Genomic DNA, 22,872 nt, shown 5'->3' on the forward strand with positions numbered 1-22,872 from the left:
TGATCCAGAGCCTTCTGGAACCTTCCGGCGTGGGATTTCTCAGCCCTTGCGAGGGTCTCCATCCACTCGGCTATCTCGTCAAAGCCTTCTTCCCTTGCCACTTTGGCGAAGCCGGGGTACATCTCTGTGTACTCGTAGGTCTCACCGGCTATCGCGGACTCAAGCATCTCCTCAAGGGTGTTTATGGACTTCTCGGTAGCGGGGTCAACACCGCCGTACTTCCTGAGCATGTCCAAGTGTCCGAAGGCGTGTCCGGTCTCACCCTCGGCGGTCTCCCTGAAGATGTTGGCGACATCGGGATAACCCTGTATGTCAGCCTCCCTTGCAAAGTAGAGATACCTTCTGTTAGCCTGAGACTCTCCGGCAAAGGCTGCCTTTAGGTTCTCAAGGGTCTTAGTTCCCTGTAGGCTTTTGCTCATGGCTGTCACCTCCTCCTTAGGATTTTATCTATTATTATATGCGAAAAATTTTCAAAGGACAAGAGAGACCTTACAAAATCCGGCATACCTTTTATATAAAGCTCCTTATAATCTGTCTCTCCTCTGAGGAGTTTTAAGAACCTGTCCATGGTAAAGCCACCGCCCATGATAAAAGCTGGTCTCTGGAAGTTGTAGGCGAGACGGGCTATCTTACCCGCATAGACCAGCTCCGGAATTATCTCCCTGCGGACGAGGTCGGTGTAGGTTTGCAGGGGTGAGCCTGGGTTTTGAGTTATGGACTCTGCGAGTAGCTTCCCACCGAGAACGCCGTAGTAAATGCCCTCTCCCAGAAGGGGGTCAACGAGGTTGGCAGAATCGCCCACCAGCATAACCCTGCCCTTGCCCAACTGCGCCTCCGAAGGGGAGGTCAGGTAGGGTATCATCCAGCCCTTGACTCCTTTAACTTCTTTGCTTTTTAAGAGCTCATGCCTCTTCACGTAATCCTTCAGAACATCAAGGGTGTTCTCCCTGCCCGTGGTGGCGAGACCCACGCTCACTTTGTCTCCCTTGGGGAATATCCAGCCGTAGCCACGCTTGACTATGCCTATGTCTATTACCACCTCCTCACCGAGGTCGCCTTCAGTCCAGAACTCTACGGATCGGAAGAACTTTCTCTTTTGGTAGCCCAGCTGTTTGCCCACCTTGGTATAGAAGCCGTCCGCACCGATAAGGAGATCCGTCTCAACCGCTCCCTTATCCGTTCTCACGCGAAGCGTCCTATCACCTTCAAAACTCAAAAACTCCGTTTCCTCCCACAGATCGGCACCGCTCTCCACAGCGCTCTTAACGAGGAAGTGGTCAAAGCTCGCCCGGTCTATTATGTAGGCGACGGGTTCGCCAGAGGTCTTGTGGTGGAACTTCTCTCCTCTGAAGCCCAAATACCCGCCTCTGATGGTGTTCAGAACCTCAGATTCCCAACCGGTAGGCAGTAGGGGGGTTATCCTCACGGAGAGGCAACCTGCACAGAGTTTGAAGCGGGGGAGCTTTCTCTTCTCAAGGAGCAGAACCTTTAGACCTTTTTCGGAGAGGAACCTCGCAGAGCTTGCGCCTGCGGGACCGCCTCCGACGACCACGGCATCGTATCTCACAGCCTTATAATTATCCACCATGGAGATCAAGGACGCCTTCATACTCGGAGTGGTGGAGGGACTGACAGAGTTTCTTCCTGTCTCCTCAACGGGGCATCTGATCCTAACCGCCCACGTTCTCGGGCTGCCTCACGATGAGTTTACCAAGAGCTTTGAGATAGCTATTCAGCTGGGTTCCATCTTGGCGGTGGTTTTCATCTACTTTGAGAGGTTTATAAAGGACTACGAGACATGGAAGAGGGTGATACTCGCCTTCATACCCACAGGGCTGATAGGGTTTGCCCTCTACAAGCTCATAAAAGGCTACCTCATAGGCAACGACCTCGTGGTGGTGATAAACCTATTTCTGGGCGGGATAGTTCTCATACTTGCGGATAGGTTCTGCGAGAGGTTCTGTTATTTGAAGGACATAGACGAACTGCCCGTCAAGAAGGCACCGATCATAGGGCTCTTTCAGGCTCTTGCGGTGGTTCCGGGGGTTTCAAGGTCTGGTGCGACCATAATAGGCGGTATGCTGATGGGACTCTCCAGAAGGAGCGCGGCGGAGTTTTCCTTCATACTTGCGGTTCCCACAATGCTGATGGCTACCGCCTACGACCTCTTCAAGACAGGTGGTCAGTTTGAGAGTTCTCAGTGGGAGCTGTTGGGTGTTGGCTTTATAACCGCCTTCTTTACCGCTATGGTCAGCGTGAAGCTCTTTTTGAAGTTCCTCAACTCCCACGGGTTCACCATATTCGGCGTTTACAGGATGATTGTGGCTATCCTTTATGCGGCCGCCTTTCTCCTGTAGCGTGAGCTGGAGAGCTTTACTATGGTAAACACGAGCGTTCCCACGAAGCCGAGCATACCGACCAGAAAGAGGTAGCCCCTGAACTTCTCGGGGAGAGCGAGCTCACCTCTCGCGATCCTGAGGGCGTTGGCAAACTCAAGTCTATCAAAGGTTACGCCGTACATGTATTTACGTATGACCATGTCTTTGTCCAGAAATACAATGAGGTTTGGATGAACAAACTCTCTATCTGGAAGCGTGGCGAACCTGAAGTCTATAGCGTCCAGAAGCTTGAATAGCTCAGACCTGTCCTTTACGAGGGCTACCTTCCACCCTTCGGAGTCTATACCGTGCTCCCGCTTGAACTTTTTCAGGTCAGATACGGTGTCCTGAGGGTCAAAGGTGAAGGTCAGGACGTAGAAGTCCCTTCCCGGCTCTCCAAAGAGCTTGACCGTCTTCTTCAGGCTCTCGGTGATTATGGGACAGGCTGAGGTGCAGTGTGTATAGATGGGGCTCAGTATAACGGGCTTTCCCTTAAGCTGATAGAGGTTGAACTCCTTACCCTCCGAATCCACGAAAATAACATCTGGAACTTTATTGCCTAGGGTTCTGCTCTCATTGGGCGGTATCCCGGTCCCTCCGGTCTGAGCGAATATAATGGATAAAAAGAAAAAAAGAAAAAGGGGGACGAGGGGAGCCGGAAAACGCATCTCACCTATCCTCCTTCATGGAGAGTTCTTTGGTTTTGGCTTCAGTCTGCTGAAGCTGTTTTAGAGGTATGGGATACTGTTCGTTGTAAGCGGGAGAGTTGTGGAAAACGCCCCTCTGGGTGACATCGTACAGGGGAGGTATGTATGAGAGAACCGCCAGCAGGACGGCAGCCACAGTCCATCCCTTGAGGTTGTTCAGAACAGGTGTTGGTGCATCGTGGTAAGCTTCAGCTATAGGAAACTCCACCACAGACTCTCTCACCTTAGGAGCGAACAGGGTTCCGAAGAAGGAAACCAGGAAGAACACGAAGGCTATCCCGAGGAGTATACCTCCAACGACAGAGAGCTGGGCGTATCCAACCCACTCAGGTCTGTAGAGGGGGGAGTCGGGATTGAGGTAGGTAAGCCCCGCGTTAGTTCTGCGTGGGAATCCCTCAAGAGCGCCACCGACCATCATAGCGTAAGAGAACATGAACATCCCCTGCATCCAGATGTAGGGAGCGAGTGCAGCCAGCCCCTTAAACCTAACGTCAGTTCCCCTCAACTTGGCTACCATGTATAGGGACATTCCAAGGAAGGCGAGCAGAACGAGACCACCTACGGTGGTATGGAAGTGTCCGGGAACGTAGGCGGTGTTGTGGACGGTGAGGTTGAGGTTGTAGGAGGCGTTCACTATCCCGGTCACACCTCCGAAGAAGAAGAGTATGAGCCCGGCAAACAGGTAGGAGAAGAGCCACTTGTCTCCCTCCAACCTAAGGTAAGGAAGGCGTGTCCACCAGTAGAACTTGGAGTTCTTTACGGAAGGGTCTTCAGCCTTTGCAGAGTACTCAAGGGAAGCCGCAACGGTAAAGGCTGTTATCAGGCTCGGGAGGGCAACGCAGAAGGTAAACATGGCGTGAATCAACTTCCAGGCGTTGGTTATGCCTGGTTCTGTGAACTGGTGGTGCAACCCAACCGGGAGGGAGAAGAGAAGGAAGAGTATGAAGGCGAGCCTACCGGCAGGGTCAGAGTATAGTTTCCCCTTCTCAGAGGCTATCTTGGGAAGCATAGTGTACAGCATCACGTAGGCTGGGAGGAGCCAGAAGTACACTACAGGGTGTCCGAAGAACCAGAAGAGGGTTCTCGCCAGAAGTGGGTTTATCTCATCCACCCAACCGACAGAGAGGGGAAAGAGCTGAAAGAGTATCTCTACCGCAACGGGAATTATCATTATCGTCCAGAGGATATGGTTCACGAAAACGCCGAAGACGGCGAGGGGTATCTTCTTATCCGGATTCTCCCTCTTCCAGGCGATCGCGTTGGGTATCCAGTCAAGGAAGAAGGGCAAAAGTGAACCGACCACAAGCAGGACGGCGCCTATGTAAAAAGTCCAGTGTCCTATAAGGGGAGGGTAAAAGGTGTAGAGAACCGTAGCCCTCTTGGTGAACATAGCCCAGGCAGCCATCAGGGTACCGCCCACCATCATGAACCAGGCTACCCACTGGACAGCCGATCTGAGGGGTTTTTTCAGCAGGTATAGGACAACAGCATTACCGAAGGCTACCGCGAAGAAGGTGGTGAAGACTATAGCGTTTATGACGCCGTGAAGGGTAAGTCCCTGGTAGTAATCTATTCCCAGGAAAGAGTCGGTCTTCAACACACCAGCCCGGTAAAGAACCTGCATAACACCGTGGTAAACACCAAATATAAGGAGCAGAAGGGGTATAACTACCTCGCTCAGGATTATGAACCTTATGCCTCCTTCAACCTTCATACTTCAGACCTCCTCACTTGACTACTATCTTTCCCTGCATAGCGTGGTGTCCAACTCCGCAGAACTCGTGACATACCACGTGATAAACTCCCGGCTCATCAAACTTGTACCTCATGTAGTTGACGGTGCCGGGAATAGCCATCAGGTTCACCGTGGTTCCGTTTATGTGCATTCCGTGAACCACGTCGGAAGACGTCAGGTATATATCCACTGTTGAGCCTGCGGGTATCTCTATCTCCGTGTTCCCCTGATTGAAGTCAAAGAGCCACATCTTGGCTACCACGTGCAGCTCATACCTGTCAGGAGCATGCTGTATGAGTTTGCCCTCCTTGAAGGGCTGAACATCGGTCACGCATGTAGGGAGGTCTATCTTGAGACCCTTGGCAGCGTAAACTATGAGAACAAAGAAGAAAAGAAGTAACACGATAGCTACGGTTAAGGCATTCCTCTCAGCCCTGTCCATGTCTACACCTCCTCAGTCGGCAAAGGAAAGAAGTAATAGGTAAACGAGTCCCCACAGGAAAAGGTAAAAACCCACCAGAAAGCCGAAGAAACTTATAGCTCCCGATGGGAAGAAGTCCTCTCTCTCACCCATGGCACAACCTCCTGTTAGTTAGTAATACCTAACTTGAAGATAAATTATATCCGCTCGCGGGAATAAATCAAGACTTTTAAACATGATAAGAAGGTTTTTAAATCGGTTTTTAACTTTTTTAAAAAAGAAAGGCGAGGGGCTAACAGCCCCTCAAAGAGAACGGCTCAGGAGGTTGCTCAAGTTCTAAAATACGGGAGGTGCACCGTATTTATAGGGGTGGTAATCGGGTTCTACCTTGGGATGCTCCTCACCAAAGTTATCAACGGGAGCAGGTGAAGGTATCTGCCACTCAAGGGACTGAGACTGCCAAGGGTTGTCGGGAGCCTTCTCACCGCTGAGCAGTCCCTTTATGGCACCTATGGTGAACACGAGTATGCCGAGACCGAGGATTATAGCTCCAGCGGTCTGTATCTGGTGGAGGGTTATCCACTCGGGTATGGGGGGATAGTCAGGATACCTTCTGGGGTTTCCAAGCATTCCAACGACCATCTGGAAGAAGTAGAAGAGGTTAGCCCCTATGAAGGTGAGCCAGAAGCTCAGCTTACCTATGCCGTCGGGGTACATCTTGCCAGTCATCTTGGGGAACCAGTAAACTATCGCACCGAGCACCCCGAGGGTGACAGCCATACCGAGAACGTAGTGGAAGTGTCCCACTATGAAGAGGGAGTCGGATATTCCGAGGTCTATCGCTACCATGGCGTTGGGTATTCCGGTAAGACCCCCTATGAGGAACATGAATATCCCTCCGAGGGCGTAAAGCATAGGCGTTCTGAGAATTATCGCGCCACCATGGAGCGTTCCGATCCAGTTGAATATCTTTATACCCGTAGGAACGGCTATGAGTATGGTGGTGTAGGACATTATCACCCTTATCCAGTCGGGCACACCGGAGACGAACATGTGGTGTATCCAGACCATGAAGCTCAGGAGGACTATTCCCCAAACTGCAAATATCATCGTCTTGTATCCGAAGAGCGGTCTCCTCGCGAAGGTGGGAACTATCTCAGAGAAGAAACCGAAGACGGGAAGTATCTGGACGTAAACAACCGGGTGTGAGTAGAACCAGAAGACGTTCTGGTACAGAAGTGGGTCTCCACCCTTGGCGGGGTTGTAGAAGTTGGTGCCCAAGTACTTGTCCAGGAGGAGCATCGTAACGGCACCCGCGAGAGAGGGAACTCCAACGAGCTGTATCACGTTAGCGGCTATGAGGGTGTGGACGAACATGTTGGTGTTCCAGAAGTGTATGCCGGGAGCCCTCATCTTTATGTAGGTGGTTATGAAGTTCACCGCGGTCGCTATGGAGGATATACCTACCAGGTGAATTATAAAGACGTAAAGGGCTGTGACACCAGCGTCACCGGTAGCAGAGTAGGGAGGGTAACCCGTCCACATCATCTTTATGTGGTTGCCGGGTATAAGGGTAAGGAGAACTAGGACGCTCGCCCCGAAGAAAGCCCACCAGCTCAGGGCGTTCAGTCGGGGGAATGCAACATCCTTAGCTCCTATCATGAGGGGCAGGAGGAAGTTACCGAAACCACCTATGTGGGAGGCTATCGCCCACCACAGAAGAAGGACAGCCCCGTGCCCCGTAAGAAGGTAGTTGTAGAAGTCGTTGGGGACTACCTGCTGTCCGGGAACGGTCTGCTCAAACCTTATCACGAGTCCAAAGAAACCTGCCACCAGGAAGAAGATGTAAGAGGTGGTCAGGTACATAAGACCTATCTTTTTATGGTCTGTTGTAAAGACCCACTCCTTGAAACCAGCCTTAAGATAGGGCACCGAGATGGCTTCTCTCATCTCACGACCTCCTCTTTTATTTCAACCTCTTTCTTAGCTAAGTTGGTCTCCCCCTTCAACCAGAGGGCGAACTGCTCGGGAGGAACCACCTTGAGCTTGGTGAACATGTGGGAGTGCCCCGTTCCACAGAACTCCCTGCAGAAGATCCAGTACTCTCCGGGCTTGTTTATCTGGAACCACAGGTGGGTTATCCTTCCAGGCACCATGTCCTCGGTGATCCTGGCGGGCATAACGTAGAAGGAGTGTATAACGTCCAGAGACGTGAGAAGAGCCTTCACAGGCTTACCGGCAGGTACCACTATCTTCTGATCCTCAGGCACCTCGTAGCTGTTGGGGTTAAAGGAGGTAACCACCACCTTCACGGGGTTGCCCTTCTCATCAAGGTACTCGGTCTGCCAGCCCCACATGAAGCTCGTCACCTTTATGGTCATTGCGTCCGGCGGGGCGTTCCTCTGCTTCTTGAATATAACGAATGAGTACGTAGCGAGGACGAGAACTATTATCGTAGGAACTATAACGAAGAGAGCCTCAAGCCCCCAGTGTCCATGCTTCTCGTGGTCGCCTATCTCCCTCTCACCGGGCTTAAAGCGGTACTTCATCACGAAGTATATACCCGGTATGGAGACCAGGAAGTAGATGACCACAGCGACCGTAAGCCATACGCTTACAGCCTCAAACCACCACTTAGCTGGTAGAGCAAACACCTGCTCCATTACTGCACCTCCCTTTTAAGTAACTTGCTGGTCATAAAGGCAAACAGCACAACACCTCCCAAGGAGGCAAGACCTATACCACCGAATATCAGAGCTGGATTGACCACAAAGGTGCTCCTTGAAGGGTCGTAGGTGTAGCATACGAGGAGGGCGAGGTCTATAACGGAGTTAGCCGTGATCTTGCCACCTTCGGCTTCAGCAAGGGAAATCCTTATGTCCCTCTCCTTCGGGTTTATACCGAACAGGTACCTCGTTACCCTCCCGTCGGGAGCAACGAATATGTAAACGTTTGAGTGTACGAAGGTCTTGTCCCTTTCAGAGAAAAAGAACTTGAATCCGAGGCTGCCCGTGAAGCTCTCTATGTTCTCCTTTGGGAGGAGTCCGAATATCCACTGCTCCGTGAAGGGTCCGTGGGTCTCCTTGAACTTCCTGAGGGTCTGCAGAGTGTCCTTCTCGTCAAAGGAGAGCACTATAACGTTGAAGTCTCTGTTCTTGAGAGAATCAACGCTCTTTATGAGCCTGTTTAGGTTGTCTATCCGTATAGGGCAGGAACCCTCACATGTGTAGTAGGAGAATAAGATTATGGTGGGCTTATCGGACAGAAGGTCATAGAGCTTCACGCTCTTACCATCTTCCAGTATAACGTCCGTGTTGGGAACGAAGGTGCCGAGATACTTCCTCTCGTCAATCTTGAGCAGAGCTGGGTCAAAGAAGTCCTCTCTGATGACGTTTCCCGCGCCCACAGCCTCCGCGAGCGCGAACCCGGCACCAAGAAGAAGCATCAGAAGTATCCTTCTCATCACAGCGCAGCCGTCCCCACGAGATAAGCAGTTCCCGCAACGAGCATCCACATGACGTCAACGAAATGCCAGTATGCGGAGGTAGCCCTCATAAGGGTAGGCTTGTCCTTGTTCATCTTGCCGGTGGCAAGTAGCCACATGGCGTATATCTGGGTTATGAGACCTACGAGAACGTGGGAGGTGTGAAGTCCCGTCAGAGCGTAAAATCCAGTTCCGTAAGCGTGAGCGCTGAGGGTAAAGCCCTCGTGCCAGAGGTGCATCCACTCCCTCATGTGAAGGACTACGAACACAGCCCCAAGGATGAAGGTCAAGAAGGTCCAGGTCAGAGCCTTTCCGTTATCGCCCTCCTCCTCAAGGGCGACCTCAGCCTTGAATATGGTAAAGCTTGATGCCCAAAGGATAAGGGTTAGGAAACCAGCGGTTCCGAGGCTTATTCCCTCAGGTATCCACTTAGACCACTCTTCCGCATGGGCAACCCTGGCAGTCCAGAAGTAGGCAAAAATGGTTCCGAATATGACAAGCTCGGAGAGTATGAAGCTCAATATACCGAGCCAGCCGTAGCCCTCGTCCTTATCAACCTGGAAGTGTTCGTTAGCCCATCCAGCAGCGCCTATCAGCAGCAGAACCAGACCAGCACCACCTGCGAGGATACCGGGCATCTGCCACTGGTAGTGGAAGAACATGGTAAAGGCTATGGGTATAAGGAGTATCCCAATACCGATTGGGAAGGGCCAGATACTCACCTCATGGTGGGGATGATGAACAGCTCCCTGTGCCATCTCAGTCCCTCCTTAAAGTAAACATTCCTTAACTAAAATGACCTGAATCAGCTGAGAAATATCATATAGCAGCGCTTTGGGGTATGCAAGGCTTTTATTATAAAAAGCGACCTATACATCAATTATTTAGCACTAAACTGTCCAAAGGTTAATATGCGGTGTTAGTTAGTATGTATTAACGAATATAAATATAAGCAAACAGAAGTCATTACAATACATGAATTTTTAAACCGCAAATTGTTTTTACTCACAAACCAAAGCTAAACCAAACCCGCTCGTTTGCATTTTCTGAGTATTGAGTCTATAATTAGAGTTAGCGCTTACTAATCAAGGTTAGGAGGTAAAGGAGATGCAGAAACACGTGGTAATAATAGGAGGAGGGGTAGGTGGTATAGCGACCGCCTACAACCTCCGGAAACTTGACAGGAACTTGAAGATCACCATAGTTTCAAACAGACCCTACTTCGGTTTCACTCCTGCCTTTCCTCACCTTGCTATGGGTTGGAGGAAGTTTGAGGACATAACCATACCCCTTGCCCCTCTACTTCCTAAGTTCAACATTGACTTCGTGAACGAAGCTGCAGAGGCGATAGACCCAGAGAACAACAAGCTCAAGCTCAAGTCCGGGGCGGAACTTGAGTACGACTACCTCGTAATAGCAACAGGTCCCAAGCTCGTCTTTGGCGCCGAAGGACAGGAGGAAAACTCAACCTCCATATGCACGGCTGAACACGCTATGGAGACCCAGAAGAAGCTTGAGGAGTTCTACAGGAATCCCGGACCCGTCGTGATCGGAGCCATACCCGGTGTGAGCTGCTTTGGTCCCGCCTATGAGTTTGCCTTCATGCTCAACTACGAGCTCGTGAAGAGGAACATAAGACATAAGGTGCCTATAACCTACATAACCTCGGAGCCCTACGTGGGTCACCTCGGTCTTGGGGGAGTGGGTCCCTCAAGGAGGATGATGGAAGACCTGTTCGCAGAGAAGGACATAAAGTACATAACCAACGTTAAGGTCACAAAGATAGAGAAGGACAAGGTTATATACGAAGACCTTGATGGCAACACCTATGAAGAGCCTGCGTCGCTGACCATGTTCATGCCCAGGTTCCAGGGTCCCGAGGTGGTGGCATCCGCAGGAGATAAGGTGGCAAACCCCATGAATAAGATGGTGCTGGTCAACAGGTGCTTCCAGAACCCAACTTACGGCAACATATACGGCGTTGGTGTAGTGACGGCAATACCGCCCGTAGAGAAGACCCCGATCCCCACAGGTGCACCCAAAACTGGACAGATGATAGAGGGTATGGCTATGGCGGTTGCGTTGAACATAGTGAACGACATACACAACTCACCGGACAGGTACGCTCCAACCCTTGCAGCCATATGTATAGCCGACATGGGCAAGGAGGCGGCCGGCTTCGTGGCGAATCCCGTGATACCCCCGAGAGCCTGGGTGAAGACCAAGAAGGCTGGATGGGTGCACTACCTCAAGACAGCCTTTGAGAAGTACTTCCTCTGGAAGGTCAAGAGAGGGGATATAGCGCCCTGGTTTGAGGAGAAGGCGCTTGAGCTGTTTCTCCACATAAAGCCGGTGGAACCCTGCAGGGAGTGTGAAGGTTCTCCGGGCTCAAGGTGCTGAGCTTAGGGTAAGATTTTTTGCCATGCTGAGCACAAGGGAGAAGATCATCAAAGTGGGAGCCCAGATAATAGCCCACGAAGGGCTCAGGATGTTCACCGCCAAGAAGATAGGGGAGAAGCTCGGGATATCGGATGCCGCCATATTCAAACACTTCCCCACTATGGACAGCATAGTTGAAGAGATAATATCCCGCTACACGAACGAGTGCATGAGGAGGACGGACGAGGCAATAGGAAGGGGCAGCAACGCGGTAGAGAAGTTAGAGCTGATAATAGAGGGACACATAGACCTTCTGGAGGAGACACGGGGCATAAGCCCCGTCCTCTGCTTTGAATTTTCACGGAGCAACAAGAGGAAGATAAAGAAGATGATCTCCGACTTTCTAAACACCTACGCCAAGAAGGTGGGCAACGTGATCCAGGAGGGCATGCAGGAAGGGCTCATAAGGAACGATATAGACATAGAGGAGGTCAGTTTCTCGCTGATAGGGCTCATGCAGGCGAAGGCTTTTCAGTGGTTCATAAGGGGAAGGAAGGGCAGAATAGTCAAGGACAGAGAGTCGCTGAAGAGAATGATCTTAGAGGGGCTGATCAGCCGCCAACCCTGAACATCTCCACCCTGTCTTTAACCTGGGCTCTCTCAAGACTCCTTAGCTCGGAGTACCTATCCTCCCTTTCTGTCCAGATGGACTTAACGTACTCTTTCAGGTCGTCGTCGCTGGCTCCAGAGCGCAAGAGCTTTTTGATATCGTAGCCCCTGTCAGAGAATAAACAGGTGAAGAGCTTGCCATCTGCGGAGAGTCTTAGCCTAGTGCACCCGCTACAGAAAGGTCTCGTTACAGAAGCCACTATTCCGAACTCCTGCCCCGTGTCCCTGTATCTGAACCTCACAGAAGTCTCACTTCCGTCTCTCTTACCAAGCTCCTCTACACCGAACCTCTTATCCAGCAGTGAGAGTATCTCCTGTGCTGTGACCACCCTGTCCATGTTCCAGCCGTTGAGGGTTCCCACATCCATGAACTCTATGAACCTGAGGTGAAGGTCGTTCTCCCGGCAGAACTCGGCTATATCAAGGATCTCATCGTCATTCACTCCCCTTACCACTACCATATTGACCTTCACGGGATTCAAACCCATCTGCCGGGCAGACCTTATACCCTCTATAACCCTATTTAGGCTTACATCCCTTCCCACCATGGAGGTGAACTTATCCTGGTTCAGGGTTATCAGACTCACCGTCACCCTCTTTAAACCCGCACTTACTAGGCTGTCCAGTTTTCTGTCCAGCGTGTAGCCGTTGGTGGTAAGTGCTATATCCCTCAGACCCTCAATGGACGCCAACTTCTCCACAAGGTTCTCAAGGTGTGCCCTCATAAGGGGTTCTCCTCCTGTTATCCTCGCCTTCCTGACACCCAAGGACACCAGAACTCCCACCAGTCTCGCTATCTCTTCGTAGGACAAGAGCTCACTCCTCTGGAGGAACTCTATCTCCTTGTCGGGTGGCATGCAGAAGAAGCATCTGAAGTTACACCTGTCCGTGACGGATATCCTCACATCCCTCAGGGTTCTACCGAGTTTATCCCCAACCATTTAAGCCCCCAGAACCCACTCACCTTTACCCGAGGTGAACACCTCTTTTTTCCATATGGGTGCCCTCTTCTTGGTCTCGTCTACAGCGAACCTGCACGCCTTGAAGGTCTCATCTCTGTGCCCGCCGAATACAACCACTAAGAAGGAATGCTCACCCACCGGAACAACTCCAAGTCTGTGGTGTATAAAAACTTCCTTCACACCGAACTTCTCTATAGCCTCCTCTCTGATCTTCTCCATCTCCTTCAGAGCCATCTCAGGATAGGCTTCGTAGTGAAGCTCCTTCACATCGCCGTCCTCGGGTGCGCTACGGGGTATCCCTATAAACACCGCCGAGGCACCGCACTCGGGAGGCACAGTGTAGTCGGCGAGTATTGCATCAACTCCGAACCACTCCTTACCCAGATACACCTTGGGCACCATCCTCAGCCTCCTTTTATGACACAAATGTCATATATTATTCTAAACCCATCAACCCCTTTGACAAGTTCTTTCTCCTGTATAATTTCAAACTCAATAAGGAGGGGAAAATTGGAAGTCCAGACGAGAACGAGGGAAGTGCGTCTCATAGACGTAATCCAGAGGGCTGTTCAACAGGACGCCAGCGATATACACATAACCTCAGGGGCGAGACCTGCCATAAGGGTTGACGGCAAGATAACCTTTCTGAACGAGTTTCCCGTTATGACACCGGAGGTTACCCAGAAACTCGCCTACTCAGTCATGTCCGAGAAACACAGGAAGACCCTTGAGGAAAGAGGGCAGGTTGACTTCTCCTTCGGGGTGAAAGACCTGGGCAGGTTTAGGGCAAACGTGTTCTATCAGAGGAGTTCGGTGGCTGCGGTCTTCAGGAGGCTACCTTACAAGATAAGGACGGTCACCGAGCTCGGGCTGAGCGAGAAGATACTTGAACTCTGCCACAGGAAGATGGGTCTCGTCCTAGTTACAGGTCCAACGGGTTCAGGTAAGTCCACAACGCTCGCAGCTATGATAAACTACATAAACGAGAACTTCCCCCACCACATAATAACCATAGAAGACCCCGTTGAGTACATATTCCACCACAAGCAGTGCATAGTGAACCAGAGGGAGCTTGATCAGGACGTTTACTCCTTTGCAGACGCCCTAAGGGCAGCCCTGAGGGAAGACCCCGACGTGATACTTGTAGGAGAGATGAGGGATAAGGAGACTATAGAGATAGCCCTTCGGGCTGCTGAGACTGGACACCTCGTATTCGGTACGCTGCACACGAACACAGCCATATCCACCATAACGAGGATAGTTGACGTGTTCCCGGCAGAACAGCAGGAACAGATAAGGGTTCAGCTATCGCTTACCCTCCAGGGTGTTCTCTCCCAGAGGCTACTACCCAGAATAGGTGGAGGAAGAGCCCTCGCCTACGAGCTCCTGATACCAAACGCAGGTATAAGGAACCTCATAAGGGAGAATAAGCTACAGCAGATATACTCCCTGATGCAGAGTGGACAGCTTGAGAGCGGCATGCAAACCATGAACCAGAGTCTTTACAGGCTTCACAAGTCCGGATACATAACCCTGGATGAAGCTTTGAGGGCTTCGCCCGATATAAAAGAATTAGAAAGAATGCTGGGTATAAGCGGTAAGAGGACGTAAGAATGCCAAAGTACAAGGTAAAAGCCTACACGGAGGAGGGAAGCCTCGTTGAAGAGGTCATAGAGGCGTCAAACTTCAACGATCTCATGGAGAAGGTCAAGGGAAAAGGACTGAACTTCGTAAACGCCGATGAACTCATAGAGGGAGAGGCGGTAGGAGAGGAAAAGAAGGCAAAGGAAGAAAAAAAGAAAAAGGGCTTCAGTCTATTCGGTGGTGTAGGGGACAGGGACATAGCCCTATTTTGTAGGCAGCTCGGAGCCATGGTAAACGCCGGCGTTGGAATAATAGACGCCCTTGACATAGTGGCAGAGCAGATGCCAAACAAGAAACTCGCCGAGGCTGTTGCTGAGGTTGCCAAAGAGGTCAGCGAAGGTATGTCCATGTCGGAGGCTATGTCCAAACGGGCGAACATATTCCCCGAGCTGGTTGTAAACCTCGTAGCTGTTGGAGAAGAAACGGGAGAGCTGGACAGAGCCCTTCTGCGTGCTTCAGAGTACTACGAGAAACTTGCAATGATAAAGAGCAAGATAAAGAGCGCTGCGTTTTATCCTGTTTTTGTTCTTGTTATAGCAACCGTAATAGTTACGGGAATACTATACTTTTTGGTTCCGACATTTGCCCAAATATACTCGGGCTTTGGAGCGGCACTGCCAACTCCCACACAGATTCTTATAAATATGTCCAATGCCCTGAGGGAGAACATACTGTACATAATAGGTGGAATAGTGGTCTTCTCAGTGGTGTTCAAAACTCTGTACAGCAAAAGCTACGGGTTCAGAAAAGGTGTACACCAGTTCATACTAAAATTTCCCAAGTTTGGAGACCTCGCAGTCAAAAGCGCCATGGCGAAGTACGGAAGGACGATGGCAACCCTCTTCTCAAGCGGTGTATCCATAGAGAGGGCTCTTGAGGTCGCGGGTAAGGTTACGGGAAATCTGGTGATTCAGGAGGCTGTAGAGAAGGTTAGAAAGGAGGTCACCGAAGGACAAGCTATGTGGTCCTCCATGGAGAAGACGGGACAGTTTCCAAAGCTTGTTGTAGCAATGGTTAAGGTAGGTGAAGAGACGGGAAGACTTGACGAGATGCTTGACACGATAGCGAGGTTTTATGAAGACGAGGTTGACAGAACCGTTGAGGGGCTGATAACGCTTATAGAGCCCATGCTCATAGTAGTCCTAGGCTCAATTGTAGGTGGCATATTAATAGCGCTGTATATGCCCATATTCAAAATGGGAGAACTCATCAAGTAACGCGGTTATAAACCATATCAATCAAGTTTTTTATCTCTTGAGAACGCTCCTCAAAGAGAACGCCCGCCCTATGGGTCAGAGACCTGTACAGCTCTTCCGCCTTGAGCATAGACCTCTCCTCCCCGAGCAAGTCGTAAAAGCCGTCCCTATCAAGGATATCGTCCACGAGCTGGAATAGAAGACCGAACTCCCTTCCAACCTCTTCAAGCTCCTTAAAAAGGTCGCCCCTGTGGGAGACTATGCCTCCGGAGATAAAGCATGCCTCAAAGAGGGCTGCCGTCTTCTTGAGGTTTACCTCTTCAAGGTTCTCTTCACCGCCTATATCAAGAGCCTGACCGCCGACCATACCGCCTATACCGGACTTGACCGCAATTGTGTTTATGAGCTTGACTACCTCCTCGGGAGAAAGCGTCCTGAAAACACCCTCTTTGGACATAAGCTCAAAGGCATAGGTTAGAAGGGCATCTCCAGCGAGAACCGCCATAGCCTCGCCGAATTTCCTGTGACAGGAAGGAAGCCCTCTCCTGAAGTCGTCGTTGTCCATAGCGGGGAGGTCATCGTGTATGAGGGAGTAGTTGTGTATCATCTCTATAGCACATCCGACCGTTATGGCGTCTTCCTCGTCACCACCGAGGGAGCTCGCCACGGCTACGGTCAGCAGAGGTCTCACCCTCTTACCCGGCTGAAAGAGATAGTAAGCCATAGCCTCAAAGAGCTCCTGGGGTTGCTGAGGAACTAGCAGTTCCCTCAGCCTATCCTCAATCCTATCTTTCCACAGGGAAAGCCTGTCCATTGAACTTAAAATTATAGAGAACTTGAAGGGGGTTCAGAATTGAGAGTTGGTGTGTTTGACTCGGGTGTAGGGGGTCTCACTGTATTGAAAGCTATAAGGGAAAAGTTTCCCCGTATAGACCTCTTCTACCTCGGGGATACGGCAAGGGTTCCATACGGCACCAAATCTCCGGATACGGTCATAAGGTACAGCGTGGAGTGTGCAGAGTTCCTGAGTGAGAAGTCGGTGGACGTTCTCGTGGTAGCATGCAATACGGCAAGCTCCTATGCCCTTGAAACCCTCACAAGCATGCTGACGATACCCGTTCTGGGCGTGGTTGAGCCCGGGGTCAGGAAAGCCCTCTCACTGACGAAGGGAAGGGTCGGTGTGATAGGGACGAGCGCGACCATAAGGAGCGAAGCCTACCAGCACAGACTCAGGGAGGCAGGGGTTGAGGTCTTCTCAAAGGCGTGTCCTCTGTTCGTTCCCCTCGTTGAGGAAGGCTTGGTAGAGGGAGATATAACCGAGAGGGTGGTGGAGTTTTACCTAAAGGAGTTCAGGGAGAAGGGTATAGACACCCTGATACTGGGGTGCACCCACTACCCGCTGTTGAAAAACACGATCAAAAACTTTCTGAAAGGAACAGAGGTTGTGGACTCTTCGGACGCGGTAGCCGAGGAGCTATCCTCTCTCGTGGAGGACGAAGGGCAGGGTGCCATAGAACTGTTCTTCACGGACAGGTCTCAAAACCTTGAGGGTCTCATAGAACTCATACTGGGAGACAGGCTCAAGCCCGAGATACTGAGCGACTGGACACACAGGGTCTAACTGTAAACTTCTACAAGGCTGCCCTTCTTGAGCTTCTCAAGAAGCTCCTTCTCTTTCTCTTTGAGCTTCCTGCTGATAAGCTCCTCCTTTATCTCGTCCTCGTTTCTGCCGGATATAATCCTCAGCTCCCTCAAGACCTTAGCTATGTAAAGGTTCTCTTCGTCTTCAGCCACGGCTATGTCTCCCCTTTTAACCTTCCAAAGCTCCTCTTCAAGGCTCTCAACGAGTTCCCCCTTCTTCACCTTCAACCTTTCCAACTTCTCGCCGAGCTCCGCAGCTACCTTGTCCAGGTCGGTGCCGTACTTACCTATGAGTTTCAGGAGTTCCTCCTTCTTTTCCTTTCCCACAGCAAGGAGTTCAATTTCCCTAACGTATTCCACGTCGCCCGTTCTGAGCCTCTCTATCTCAATCTCTATGTCGGATACCTCAACTCTGCTCATAAGGTATTCCCTTAGTCCCAAGGTGGAGGCAACCTCAACTTCAAGAAAGCTCCTCAGGTCTGCAGGGGAAAGCCCTTTTGAGTAAAGCTCTCTGTAAAGTTCGTCAACGCTCTTGCCGTTTGACCTGGCTATATCCTCTATTAGGGTATCAACGTAACCCTCGGGGACTTTGAGACCGTTGTCTCTTAAGAACTGGGCTATCAGGTGCTTTTGGATCAAAAGCTCTATCAGTTTGTCTCTGTCCTTTACACCATAGAACATCTGGGCGACCTTGAGCTCACTCTCAAGGATAGGTTCCCCGTTCACATTTGCCACAACCCTGTCCAGGAGTTGGGCGAGGGATAAATTAGCCGCCAGGAGCAGTACGACTACAAGTTTTTTAAGTAAACCTCCAGCCGATAGCTCTTCAAAGCCTCTTTGAACCATTCTCTAAGAACCTCCTGTCTCTTTATTCTCAATAACTTCCTCTTCACCTTTTCCTTAACCTCGGATAGGGGCATCACCCCGGACTTCCTTTTATCTGTAATCTTAAGTATCAGGTATCCAGTTTCAAGCTTTATGGGTCTGGAAACCACCCCAACCCTGTAGGGGTAAAGCCTCCTCTTCACTCTCTTAGGTAGTGCCTGAAGGGAGTACCACCTTTCCCTACCTACGACTATACCTTCTCTCCTTGGAACGTTCCCTCCAGACCTCAGAGCTTTATATACTCTGTAAGCCTTATCCCTTGAATCAGCCACCACCCTGAGCAGCTTTACCTGGTTAGGGTAATAAAACTCCCTCTTGTTCAGTATGTAGTACGCCTCTATCTCCCCGTCACTCACAGAGGTCTCCCTGACGAGCCTCCTCTCTATACGCTCAAGGAGTAGCTCCATGCGGGCGAACATAACCAGCCTGGGGTCTGGGTTTCTTCTACCCCACGACCTCAGCCTCCTTAGAACTTCTCCGTCATCAACCCTGATACCCATATCGGGGGCGAGATCCTCCACTATCAAGCCCTTTATATACCTGAAGAGGAACCTCTTCCTGTCCTCAAAGGTTGGTCTCTTAGGTGAAAAGTGGAGCATCTCCTTCCAGTAGAAGCTGAAGAGGGAGTTGAACTCACCCTTGGTTATGACCCTGTCACCCACCTTGGCGACTATACCCTGTCCGGCAAAGGTGAGGGAGGCTAAGAGAAACAGGAGGAGGAGGAGAAACATCAGGCTTTATTATATCGCCACGTTCTAAACAGAAGAACGAGAGGCAGGAGCCCCACTATGGCGAAAATCCCGCTCCACACGAACAAGTCCTGAAAGGCGTAAGAGTATGAAAGCCTCATCTGGAGCGCTCCAACGGAGTAGTAAGCTTTCACGACCGCCTCCTCAAGGGTGTAGGAGGTGTTCACGAAGAACTGGGCGAGCGACTCTATCCTTCCCACCACGAAGTGGTAGTTCTCGGACTGGAGGGCGGATATCTCATCGTAGTGGAAGGAGGAATTGCCCTTAAGGATGTTGGTGGCTATGGCGGTTCCGAAGGAACCTCCTATGAAGCGTATGTAATCCAGTAGGCTTATAACGAGTATGGTCTTATCCTCAAGACCCCTGAGAGCTATAACGGTGACGGGTGCGAAGAATAGACCCATACCCACTCCCATTAGAGATAATTCAAGGGACGCCTCACCCTTTGGAGTATAGAGGTCGTAATGCCTCATGAAGAAGAAGATAGACCCCAGATAGACAAGTATGGCTATGAAGAGCGTGCCTCCAGCACTCCACCTGTCACTCAGGGCTCCCGCAACCACCGAGAAGACCGCTATTGAGAGAGCAAAGGGCAGTAGGAGTATACCCGTGGTGAAGGTGCTCAGACCCTTTAGAAACTCAAAGTAAAGAGGTATGGCGTAAAAGAGGGCGTACATGGAGAAGCCCAAGACGAGAAGAAAGACCACCGAGGACACAGCGAAGTTGACCTTCCTGAATACGCTCAGGTCTATGAGCTTTACCTTAGATAAAACGTCAGAGGCGAGGTAGAGTAGGTAGCACAGAAGTGCAACGACCGTAAGGAAGGCTATCGTGTTTGAGCTGAACCAACCAAACTGCTGACCCTTTGAAAGAACTATCAGCGTGCTCACGGTGGCTATGGATATGAAGGTGAAGGAGACGAAGTTAAAGGGCATGACCTTCCTCTCCGTAGAGACTTCCCTCAAAAAGAAGAGGGCTGCGGTGGTAAGAACTATACCAACGGGCACGTTTATGAAGAATATCCAGTTCCAGTTTATGTGCTCCGTGAGCCACCCCCCTAAGGTGGGTCCCACTGCCGGGGCAAAGGAAGCTCCGAGCCCGAATATCCCCATGGCGACCCCTTTCTGTTCAGGTGGGTATATTGTGAAGAGTATCACCTGAGCGGATACTATTATCAGAGCCTCTGCAAGCCCTTGGATAGATCGGAACACAACCATCTGGTAGAGCTCGGTAGATATACCGCACAGGTAGCTGGAGAGGGCAAACAGGGCTATGCCTGCAACGTACATCTTTTTGAGACCAACTACCTTCTCCAGCCACTCAAGCAAAGGTAGAACAACCGCAGCAGCTATCATGTAGGCGGTAACGACCCACTGAATACCGTAAAGGTCTGTCTTTAAGGGAGCCATCATCTTGGGCAGGGCTATGTCAACTATGGTTGTGTCAAGTATAGCCATAAAGGCTCCTGTCATAACTATGAGGGTGTGGACTACGAGCTCTCCCCTGCTGAGACTTACTGACTGACCCATCAGTTACTATGTTATCAGGAGGAGAAGAAGGAGCCCAACCTCTTTATCTTGCCCTCAAGTTCCAGTTCAGTGAGGAGTTTAAGGGCTTCACTATCGTCTACGCCCAGGAAGGTCTTCACGTCATCAAGGCTCCTCGGGATCCTGAGGAACTCAAGCAAGGGCTCGCTTTCAGAGTTCTCTTTAACCCCGAATACGTGACTGCCGTCCTTTATGAGCTCCGCCTTTCCTTCCCTTACAAGTCTGTAACACCCGTCCCAGCTTGAAGACCTGCCTATTCCTATATGAGCGTAAACCTTCTTGCCCTGTTTGACAGCGTGGTCGGCCGTTATCAGCGAACCGCTACTTCCACCTGCCTCGGGCACAACTATGAACTCGGATAGAGCCGCTATGAGCCTGTTCCTCTTGGGAAAGGTATGTCTGTCTCCACGTTCGTGAGGCAGGAACTCGCTCAGCAGGGCTCCGCCCGATTCACTTATGCTTTCAAATACCTTCCCACGAGCCTTTAAAATTCCAAAGCCGAGTATGCAAAGGGTGTAGCCCGAATTTTCAACGGCGCTCAGGTGAGCTTTGGAATCAACGCCGGCCGCTCCTCCGGAGACCACCCCGTATCCTCTTGAAACAGCCATACTGACCAGCTCTTCAACAAAGTTGAGGGTGTAAGGTGTGGGCTTTCTCGTGCCAACGATACCCACGAGCGGAAGTTTCCTCAGACTACCACGCAGGAACACGAGGGGCGGAGGGTCCTTTATACGCTTTAAAGCTGAGGGGTACTCCTCGTCCTCCAGGGTGATAACATATATAGAACCACTCTCAACCGCCCTTAAAACCTCCTCATAGACTTTCTCATCAAAGTCTCCCGACAGGATCGCCCGAGCTCTACTCTCTCCCACGCAGCCCTTAAGGTCTTTGTAGTCTGCCGACAGAATATTCTCCGCTCCACCGAAGGTCTTATAGAGCCTGTACAGGGTTATCTCCCCAACACCCTTAGTGAGCTTCAACCTGAGCCAAAGTTCAAAGCTTCCCATCCCCTAACCTATATCATAGGTAAACCCTTGTTTTCGTATAAGGATTCCCTTATATTGTTTATCACAATCGTCTGTGAGGAGGCAGGAGAATGTATTATGTCGCTCAGGTGATTCGTGATGAATGCACAAAATACAACTGTAAACAGTGCACCCTATTTTGCCCAGAACCCAATACCTTGATGTATACCGACGATGACCACCACGCCTACGTTCTTACCGAGAGATGCAAGGGATGTGCGCTCTGCGTTTACGTCTGTTCAAATCTTCTGAAACGTGATTCCATAGAGATGGTTTACGCAGAGAACAGGGACGTGGCTGGAGTTAGATAAATTTATGGAGGTAAGTTATGGCTAAATTAGGTCCTTCAGGATATTCTCCCTATCCTGTAGCTATGTATGAGGATATCCTCACCCCTCCCCCTGGAAAGGCTCTGCTCTTCAACGAGATAGTTGACGAAGAAGTCGCCATGAGGGAAGCCGCAAAGGCTATGCTTACCCGAGAGAACGCCACCATATTTCCGGGTCCACAGGTTCTCTACGCATGGAACGAAGAAGCTAAGGAGAAGGCAAAGCTCGTGAGGAGGATAGCTGAGACCCTCAACGCCAAGATAATACCCATGTACGACTACAGACCGAAGTATCCAAAGATTGACCCCGAGAAGGAGATAAACCCCAACCACCCCAACCTGACCATATGGCACAACAACATAAAGGCGTGCATATTCGTGGGCGTTCACTGCCATTACGCCAACGTTGCCCTCAAGATAATCAGGGCGGAGACGGACTGCTTCACCATAGCCCTATGCGGTAATGCGGGTCACGAGGACGCCATGATAACACTCAGAGATCAGCACACCGAGGAGCTTGAGAAGTTCATCAGAGTGGCTGAAGAGGTCAAGAAGGAGCTGGGCAAGTAATGGCAACCGCAACCAAGAGGTGGACTTACCAAGACTACCTCGGGCTTGATGACGACAAGAGGTATGAGGTCATAGAAGGAGAACTTCTTGAGATGCCAGCTCCGAGCACAACACATCAAAGACTTGTTAAAAGAATAGTCATGCTCTTAGACAATTTCGTTGAGGAGAAAAACCTCGGAGAGGTTTTCGTATCACCTGTGGATGTGATCCTCTCAGATACAAATGTAGTCCAGCCGGACGTCGTGTTTGTGTCCAAAGAGAGATCCGAGATAGTTAAGGAAAAGGGAGTGTTCGGAGCCCCAGATCTGGTGGTTGAAGTTATATCACCTTCAACTCTAAAGAGGGACACGGAAGACAAGAAAAGGATATACGCCGAGCATGGAGTCAAAGAGCTTTGGCTCGTCTTTCCCGGAGAGAGGGCTGTTGAAGTATTCACCCTCAAGGGAGGCTCTTACGAGATCTGCTCCTTCGGTTACGAAGAGGGCAGTGTCAAGTCATGTAATCTCAAGGGTTTTGAACTAAATTTAGGTGAGTTATTTAAGGAGGTGTAGG

General features: G+C 50.7%; 25 protein-coding genes. 9 read left to right on the top strand and 16 right to left on the bottom strand.

Features of this window, described 5'->3' with window-relative positions:
* On the bottom strand, positions 1 to 419 hold a 419-nt coding region (locus HG1285_RS17055; protein ID WP_008285772.1), incomplete at its 3' end, for a rubrerythrin family protein.
* Positions 420 to 424: 5 nt separating this feature from the next.
* Positions 425 to 1,588, bottom strand: a complete 1,164-nt coding sequence (locus tag HG1285_RS17050) for a geranylgeranyl reductase family protein (protein ID WP_008285773.1) — start codon at positions 1,586 to 1,588, stop codon at positions 425 to 427.
* On the opposite strand from HG1285_RS17050, the gene uppP reads away from it, so the two are divergent.
* On the top strand, positions 1,587 to 2,357 hold the full coding sequence (gene uppP / locus HG1285_RS17045; protein ID WP_008285774.1) for an undecaprenyl-diphosphatase UppP: 771 nt from the start codon (positions 1,587 to 1,589) through the stop codon (positions 2,355 to 2,357). The genes HG1285_RS17050 and uppP overlap by 2 nt on opposite strands.
* Here the strand turns inward: uppP and HG1285_RS17040 are convergent.
* The 7 genes from HG1285_RS17040 to HG1285_RS17010 all read right to left on the bottom strand — a co-directional run bounded on the left by HG1285_RS17040 (position 2,333) and on the right by HG1285_RS17010 (position 9,483).
* On the bottom strand, positions 2,333 to 3,046 hold the full coding sequence (locus tag HG1285_RS17040) for an SCO family protein (protein WP_008285775.1): 714 nt from the start codon (positions 3,044 to 3,046) through the stop codon (positions 2,333 to 2,335). The genes uppP and HG1285_RS17040 overlap by 25 nt on opposite strands.
* A gap of 1 nt (position 3,047) precedes the next feature.
* Positions 3,048 to 4,799 (bottom strand): cbb3-type cytochrome c oxidase subunit I, encoded by a 1,752-nt coding sequence (locus tag HG1285_RS17035; RefSeq protein WP_008285776.1) that lies wholly within the window; start codon positions 4,797 to 4,799, stop codon positions 3,048 to 3,050.
* A 13-nt stretch (positions 4,800 to 4,812) separates the two neighbouring features.
* On the bottom strand, positions 4,813 to 5,262 hold the full coding sequence (locus HG1285_RS17030; RefSeq protein WP_008285777.1) for a cytochrome c oxidase subunit II: 450 nt from the start codon (positions 5,260 to 5,262) through the stop codon (positions 4,813 to 4,815).
* Between the two features lie 315 nt (positions 5,263 to 5,577).
* Positions 5,578 to 7,191 carry a cbb3-type cytochrome c oxidase subunit I gene (locus HG1285_RS17025; RefSeq protein ID WP_008285780.1) on the bottom strand — a complete coding sequence of 538 codons (1,614 nt, stop codon included), beginning with the start codon at positions 7,189 to 7,191 and terminating at the stop codon, positions 5,578 to 5,580.
* The gene (gene coxB, locus HG1285_RS17020; RefSeq protein ID WP_008285781.1) at positions 7,188 to 7,904 is read right to left on the bottom strand and encodes a cytochrome c oxidase subunit II; all 717 of its coding nucleotides are present in this window, start codon (positions 7,902 to 7,904) and stop codon (positions 7,188 to 7,190) included. Before coxB ends, HG1285_RS17025 begins: the two co-directional genes overlap by 4 nt.
* A complete protein-coding gene (locus HG1285_RS17015) occupies positions 7,904 to 8,704 on the bottom strand; it encodes an SCO family protein (protein ID WP_008285782.1) in 801 nt (266 codons plus the stop codon). The genes coxB and HG1285_RS17015 overlap by 1 nt, the downstream gene beginning before the upstream one ends.
* Positions 8,704 to 9,483, bottom strand: coding sequence for a heme-copper oxidase subunit III (locus tag HG1285_RS17010; protein ID WP_008285783.1), 780 nt, complete (start codon positions 9,481 to 9,483; stop codon positions 8,704 to 8,706). Before HG1285_RS17010 ends, HG1285_RS17015 begins: the two co-directional genes overlap by 1 nt.
* A 349-nt stretch (positions 9,484 to 9,832) precedes the next feature.
* Between HG1285_RS17010 and HG1285_RS17005 the strand changes: the two genes are divergently transcribed.
* Positions 9,833 to 11,125, top strand: coding sequence for an FAD/NAD(P)-binding oxidoreductase (locus HG1285_RS17005; protein ID WP_008285784.1), 1,293 nt, complete (start codon positions 9,833 to 9,835; stop codon positions 11,123 to 11,125).
* The gene (locus HG1285_RS17000; RefSeq protein ID WP_232219432.1) at positions 11,097 to 11,732 is read left to right on the top strand and encodes a TetR/AcrR family transcriptional regulator; all 636 of its coding nucleotides are present in this window, start codon (positions 11,097 to 11,099) and stop codon (positions 11,730 to 11,732) included. The genes HG1285_RS17005 and HG1285_RS17000 overlap by 29 nt, the downstream gene beginning before the upstream one ends.
* Here HG1285_RS17000 and moaA read toward each other — a convergent pair.
* Both moaA and HG1285_RS16990 read right to left on the bottom strand, forming a co-directional pair.
* Positions 11,716 to 12,714, bottom strand: coding sequence for a GTP 3',8-cyclase MoaA (gene moaA / locus HG1285_RS16995; RefSeq protein ID WP_008285786.1), 999 nt, complete (start codon positions 12,712 to 12,714; stop codon positions 11,716 to 11,718). The genes HG1285_RS17000 and moaA overlap by 17 nt on opposite strands.
* The gene (locus tag HG1285_RS16990) at positions 12,715 to 13,137 is read right to left on the bottom strand and encodes a molybdenum cofactor biosynthesis protein MoaE (protein WP_008285787.1); all 423 of its coding nucleotides are present in this window, start codon (positions 13,135 to 13,137) and stop codon (positions 12,715 to 12,717) included.
* A 108-nt stretch (positions 13,138 to 13,245) separates the two neighbouring features.
* On the opposite strand from HG1285_RS16990, the gene HG1285_RS16985 reads away from it, so the two are divergent.
* Entirely contained in the window at positions 13,246 to 14,346 is a 1,101-nt protein-coding gene (locus HG1285_RS16985) for a type IV pilus twitching motility protein PilT (protein WP_008285788.1), read from the top strand.
* Positions 14,347 to 14,348: 2 nt separating this feature from the next.
* Positions 14,349 to 15,596 (top strand): type II secretion system F family protein, encoded by a 1,248-nt coding sequence (locus HG1285_RS16980; RefSeq protein ID WP_008285789.1) that lies wholly within the window; start codon positions 14,349 to 14,351, stop codon positions 15,594 to 15,596.
* Here the strand turns inward: HG1285_RS16980 and HG1285_RS16975 are convergent.
* On the bottom strand, positions 15,589 to 16,389 hold the full coding sequence (locus HG1285_RS16975) for a polyprenyl synthetase family protein (protein WP_008285790.1): 801 nt from the start codon (positions 16,387 to 16,389) through the stop codon (positions 15,589 to 15,591). The two genes, HG1285_RS16980 and HG1285_RS16975, sit on opposite strands and share 8 nt — an antisense overlap.
* A gap of 39 nt (positions 16,390 to 16,428) precedes the next feature.
* On the opposite strand from HG1285_RS16975, the gene murI reads away from it, so the two are divergent.
* Positions 16,429 to 17,196: a glutamate racemase gene (murI, locus tag HG1285_RS16970; RefSeq protein ID WP_008285791.1), complete on the top strand. Its 768-nt coding sequence runs from the start codon at positions 16,429 to 16,431 to the stop codon at positions 17,194 to 17,196.
* Here the strand turns inward: murI and HG1285_RS16965 are convergent.
* Genes HG1285_RS16965 through dprA form a run of 4 tightly spaced genes read right to left on the bottom strand, consistent with a single transcriptional unit; the run spans position 17,193 to position 21,404 of the window.
* The gene (locus HG1285_RS16965) at positions 17,193 to 18,062 is read right to left on the bottom strand and encodes a hypothetical protein (protein ID WP_008285792.1); all 870 of its coding nucleotides are present in this window, start codon (positions 18,060 to 18,062) and stop codon (positions 17,193 to 17,195) included. The two genes, murI and HG1285_RS16965, sit on opposite strands and share 4 nt — an antisense overlap.
* On the bottom strand, positions 18,005 to 18,832 hold the full coding sequence (locus HG1285_RS16960; RefSeq protein WP_008285793.1) for a peptidylprolyl isomerase: 828 nt from the start codon (positions 18,830 to 18,832) through the stop codon (positions 18,005 to 18,007). Before HG1285_RS16960 ends, HG1285_RS16965 begins: the two co-directional genes overlap by 58 nt.
* Positions 18,832 to 20,379 carry a DHA2 family efflux MFS transporter permease subunit gene (locus tag HG1285_RS16955; RefSeq protein WP_008285794.1) on the bottom strand — a complete coding sequence of 516 codons (1,548 nt, stop codon included), beginning with the start codon at positions 20,377 to 20,379 and terminating at the stop codon, positions 18,832 to 18,834. Before HG1285_RS16955 ends, HG1285_RS16960 begins: the two co-directional genes overlap by 1 nt.
* Before the next feature lie 14 nt (positions 20,380 to 20,393).
* Positions 20,394 to 21,404 (bottom strand): DNA-processing protein DprA, encoded by a 1,011-nt coding sequence (gene dprA, locus HG1285_RS16950; RefSeq protein WP_008285795.1) that lies wholly within the window; start codon positions 21,402 to 21,404, stop codon positions 20,394 to 20,396.
* An 89-nt stretch (positions 21,405 to 21,493) separates the two neighbouring features.
* Between dprA and HG1285_RS17060 the strand changes: the two genes are divergently transcribed.
* Genes HG1285_RS17060 through HG1285_RS16940 form a run of 3 tightly spaced genes read left to right on the top strand, consistent with a single transcriptional unit; the run spans position 21,494 to position 22,871 of the window.
* Complete coding sequence (locus tag HG1285_RS17060) at positions 21,494 to 21,733, top strand: ferredoxin oxidoreductase (RefSeq protein WP_032496243.1); 240 nt, start codon at positions 21,494 to 21,496, stop codon at positions 21,731 to 21,733.
* Between the two features lie 17 nt (positions 21,734 to 21,750).
* On the top strand, positions 21,751 to 22,320 hold the full coding sequence (locus HG1285_RS16945) for a carbon monoxide dehydrogenase beta subunit family protein (RefSeq protein ID WP_032496245.1): 570 nt from the start codon (positions 21,751 to 21,753) through the stop codon (positions 22,318 to 22,320).
* Positions 22,320 to 22,871: a Uma2 family endonuclease gene (locus tag HG1285_RS16940; protein ID WP_008285798.1), complete on the top strand. Its 552-nt coding sequence runs from the start codon at positions 22,320 to 22,322 to the stop codon at positions 22,869 to 22,871. The genes HG1285_RS16945 and HG1285_RS16940 overlap by 1 nt, the downstream gene beginning before the upstream one ends.
* Position 22,872: the final 1 nt, after the last annotated feature.

It is taken from the genome of Hydrogenivirga sp. 128-5-R1-1, from assembly GCF_000171895.1.

Excerpts from the sequence above, each read along its gene's own strand:
- HG1285_RS17025 (WP_008285780.1), bottom strand. The coding sequence starts at position 7,191 with ATGAGAGAAGCCATCTCGGTGCCCTATCTTAAGGCTGGTTTCAAGGAG.
- HG1285_RS17010 (WP_008285783.1), bottom strand. The coding sequence starts at position 9,483 with ATGGCACAGGGAGCTGTTCATCATCCCCACCATGAGGTGAGTATCTGG.
- moaA (WP_008285786.1), bottom strand. The coding sequence starts at position 12,714 with ATGGTTGGGGATAAACTCGGTAGAACCCTGAGGGATGTGAGGATATCC.
- HG1285_RS16980 (WP_008285789.1), top strand. The coding sequence starts at position 14,349 with ATGCCAAAGTACAAGGTAAAAGCCTACACGGAGGAGGGAAGCCTCGTT.
- HG1285_RS17040 (WP_008285775.1), bottom strand. The coding sequence starts at position 3,046 with ATGCGTTTTCCGGCTCCCCTCGTCCCCCTTTTTCTTTTTTTCTTTTTA.
- HG1285_RS16990 (WP_008285787.1), bottom strand. The coding sequence starts at position 13,137 with ATGGTGCCCAAGGTGTATCTGGGTAAGGAGTGGTTCGGAGTTGATGCA.
- HG1285_RS16960 (WP_008285793.1), bottom strand. The coding sequence starts at position 18,832 with ATGTTTCTCCTCCTCCTCCTGTTTCTCTTAGCCTCCCTCACCTTTGCC.
- HG1285_RS17035 (WP_008285776.1), bottom strand. The coding sequence starts at position 4,799 with ATGAAGGTTGAAGGAGGCATAAGGTTCATAATCCTGAGCGAGGTAGTT.
- HG1285_RS16945 (WP_032496245.1), top strand. The coding sequence starts at position 21,751 with ATGGCTAAATTAGGTCCTTCAGGATATTCTCCCTATCCTGTAGCTATG.
- HG1285_RS17030 (WP_008285777.1), bottom strand. The coding sequence starts at position 5,262 with ATGGACAGGGCTGAGAGGAATGCCTTAACCGTAGCTATCGTGTTACTT.
- HG1285_RS16955 (WP_008285794.1), bottom strand. The coding sequence starts at position 20,379 with ATGGGTCAGTCAGTAAGTCTCAGCAGGGGAGAGCTCGTAGTCCACACC.
- dprA (WP_008285795.1), bottom strand. The coding sequence starts at position 21,404 with ATGGGAAGCTTTGAACTTTGGCTCAGGTTGAAGCTCACTAAGGGTGTT.
- HG1285_RS17060 (WP_032496243.1), top strand. The coding sequence starts at position 21,494 with ATGTATTATGTCGCTCAGGTGATTCGTGATGAATGCACAAAATACAAC.
- HG1285_RS17015 (WP_008285782.1), bottom strand. The coding sequence starts at position 8,704 with ATGAGAAGGATACTTCTGATGCTTCTTCTTGGTGCCGGGTTCGCGCTC.
- coxB (WP_008285781.1), bottom strand. The coding sequence starts at position 7,904 with ATGGAGCAGGTGTTTGCTCTACCAGCTAAGTGGTGGTTTGAGGCTGTA.
- HG1285_RS17005 (WP_008285784.1), top strand. The coding sequence starts at position 9,833 with ATGCAGAAACACGTGGTAATAATAGGAGGAGGGGTAGGTGGTATAGCG.
- HG1285_RS16965 (WP_008285792.1), bottom strand. The coding sequence starts at position 18,062 with ATGGTTCAAAGAGGCTTTGAAGAGCTATCGGCTGGAGGTTTACTTAAA.
- uppP (WP_008285774.1), top strand. The coding sequence starts at position 1,587 with ATGGAGATCAAGGACGCCTTCATACTCGGAGTGGTGGAGGGACTGACA.
- HG1285_RS17050 (WP_008285773.1), bottom strand. The coding sequence starts at position 1,588 with ATGGTGGATAATTATAAGGCTGTGAGATACGATGCCGTGGTCGTCGGA.
- HG1285_RS16940 (WP_008285798.1), top strand. The coding sequence starts at position 22,320 with ATGGCAACCGCAACCAAGAGGTGGACTTACCAAGACTACCTCGGGCTT.
- HG1285_RS16975 (WP_008285790.1), bottom strand. The coding sequence starts at position 16,389 with ATGGACAGGCTTTCCCTGTGGAAAGATAGGATTGAGGATAGGCTGAGG.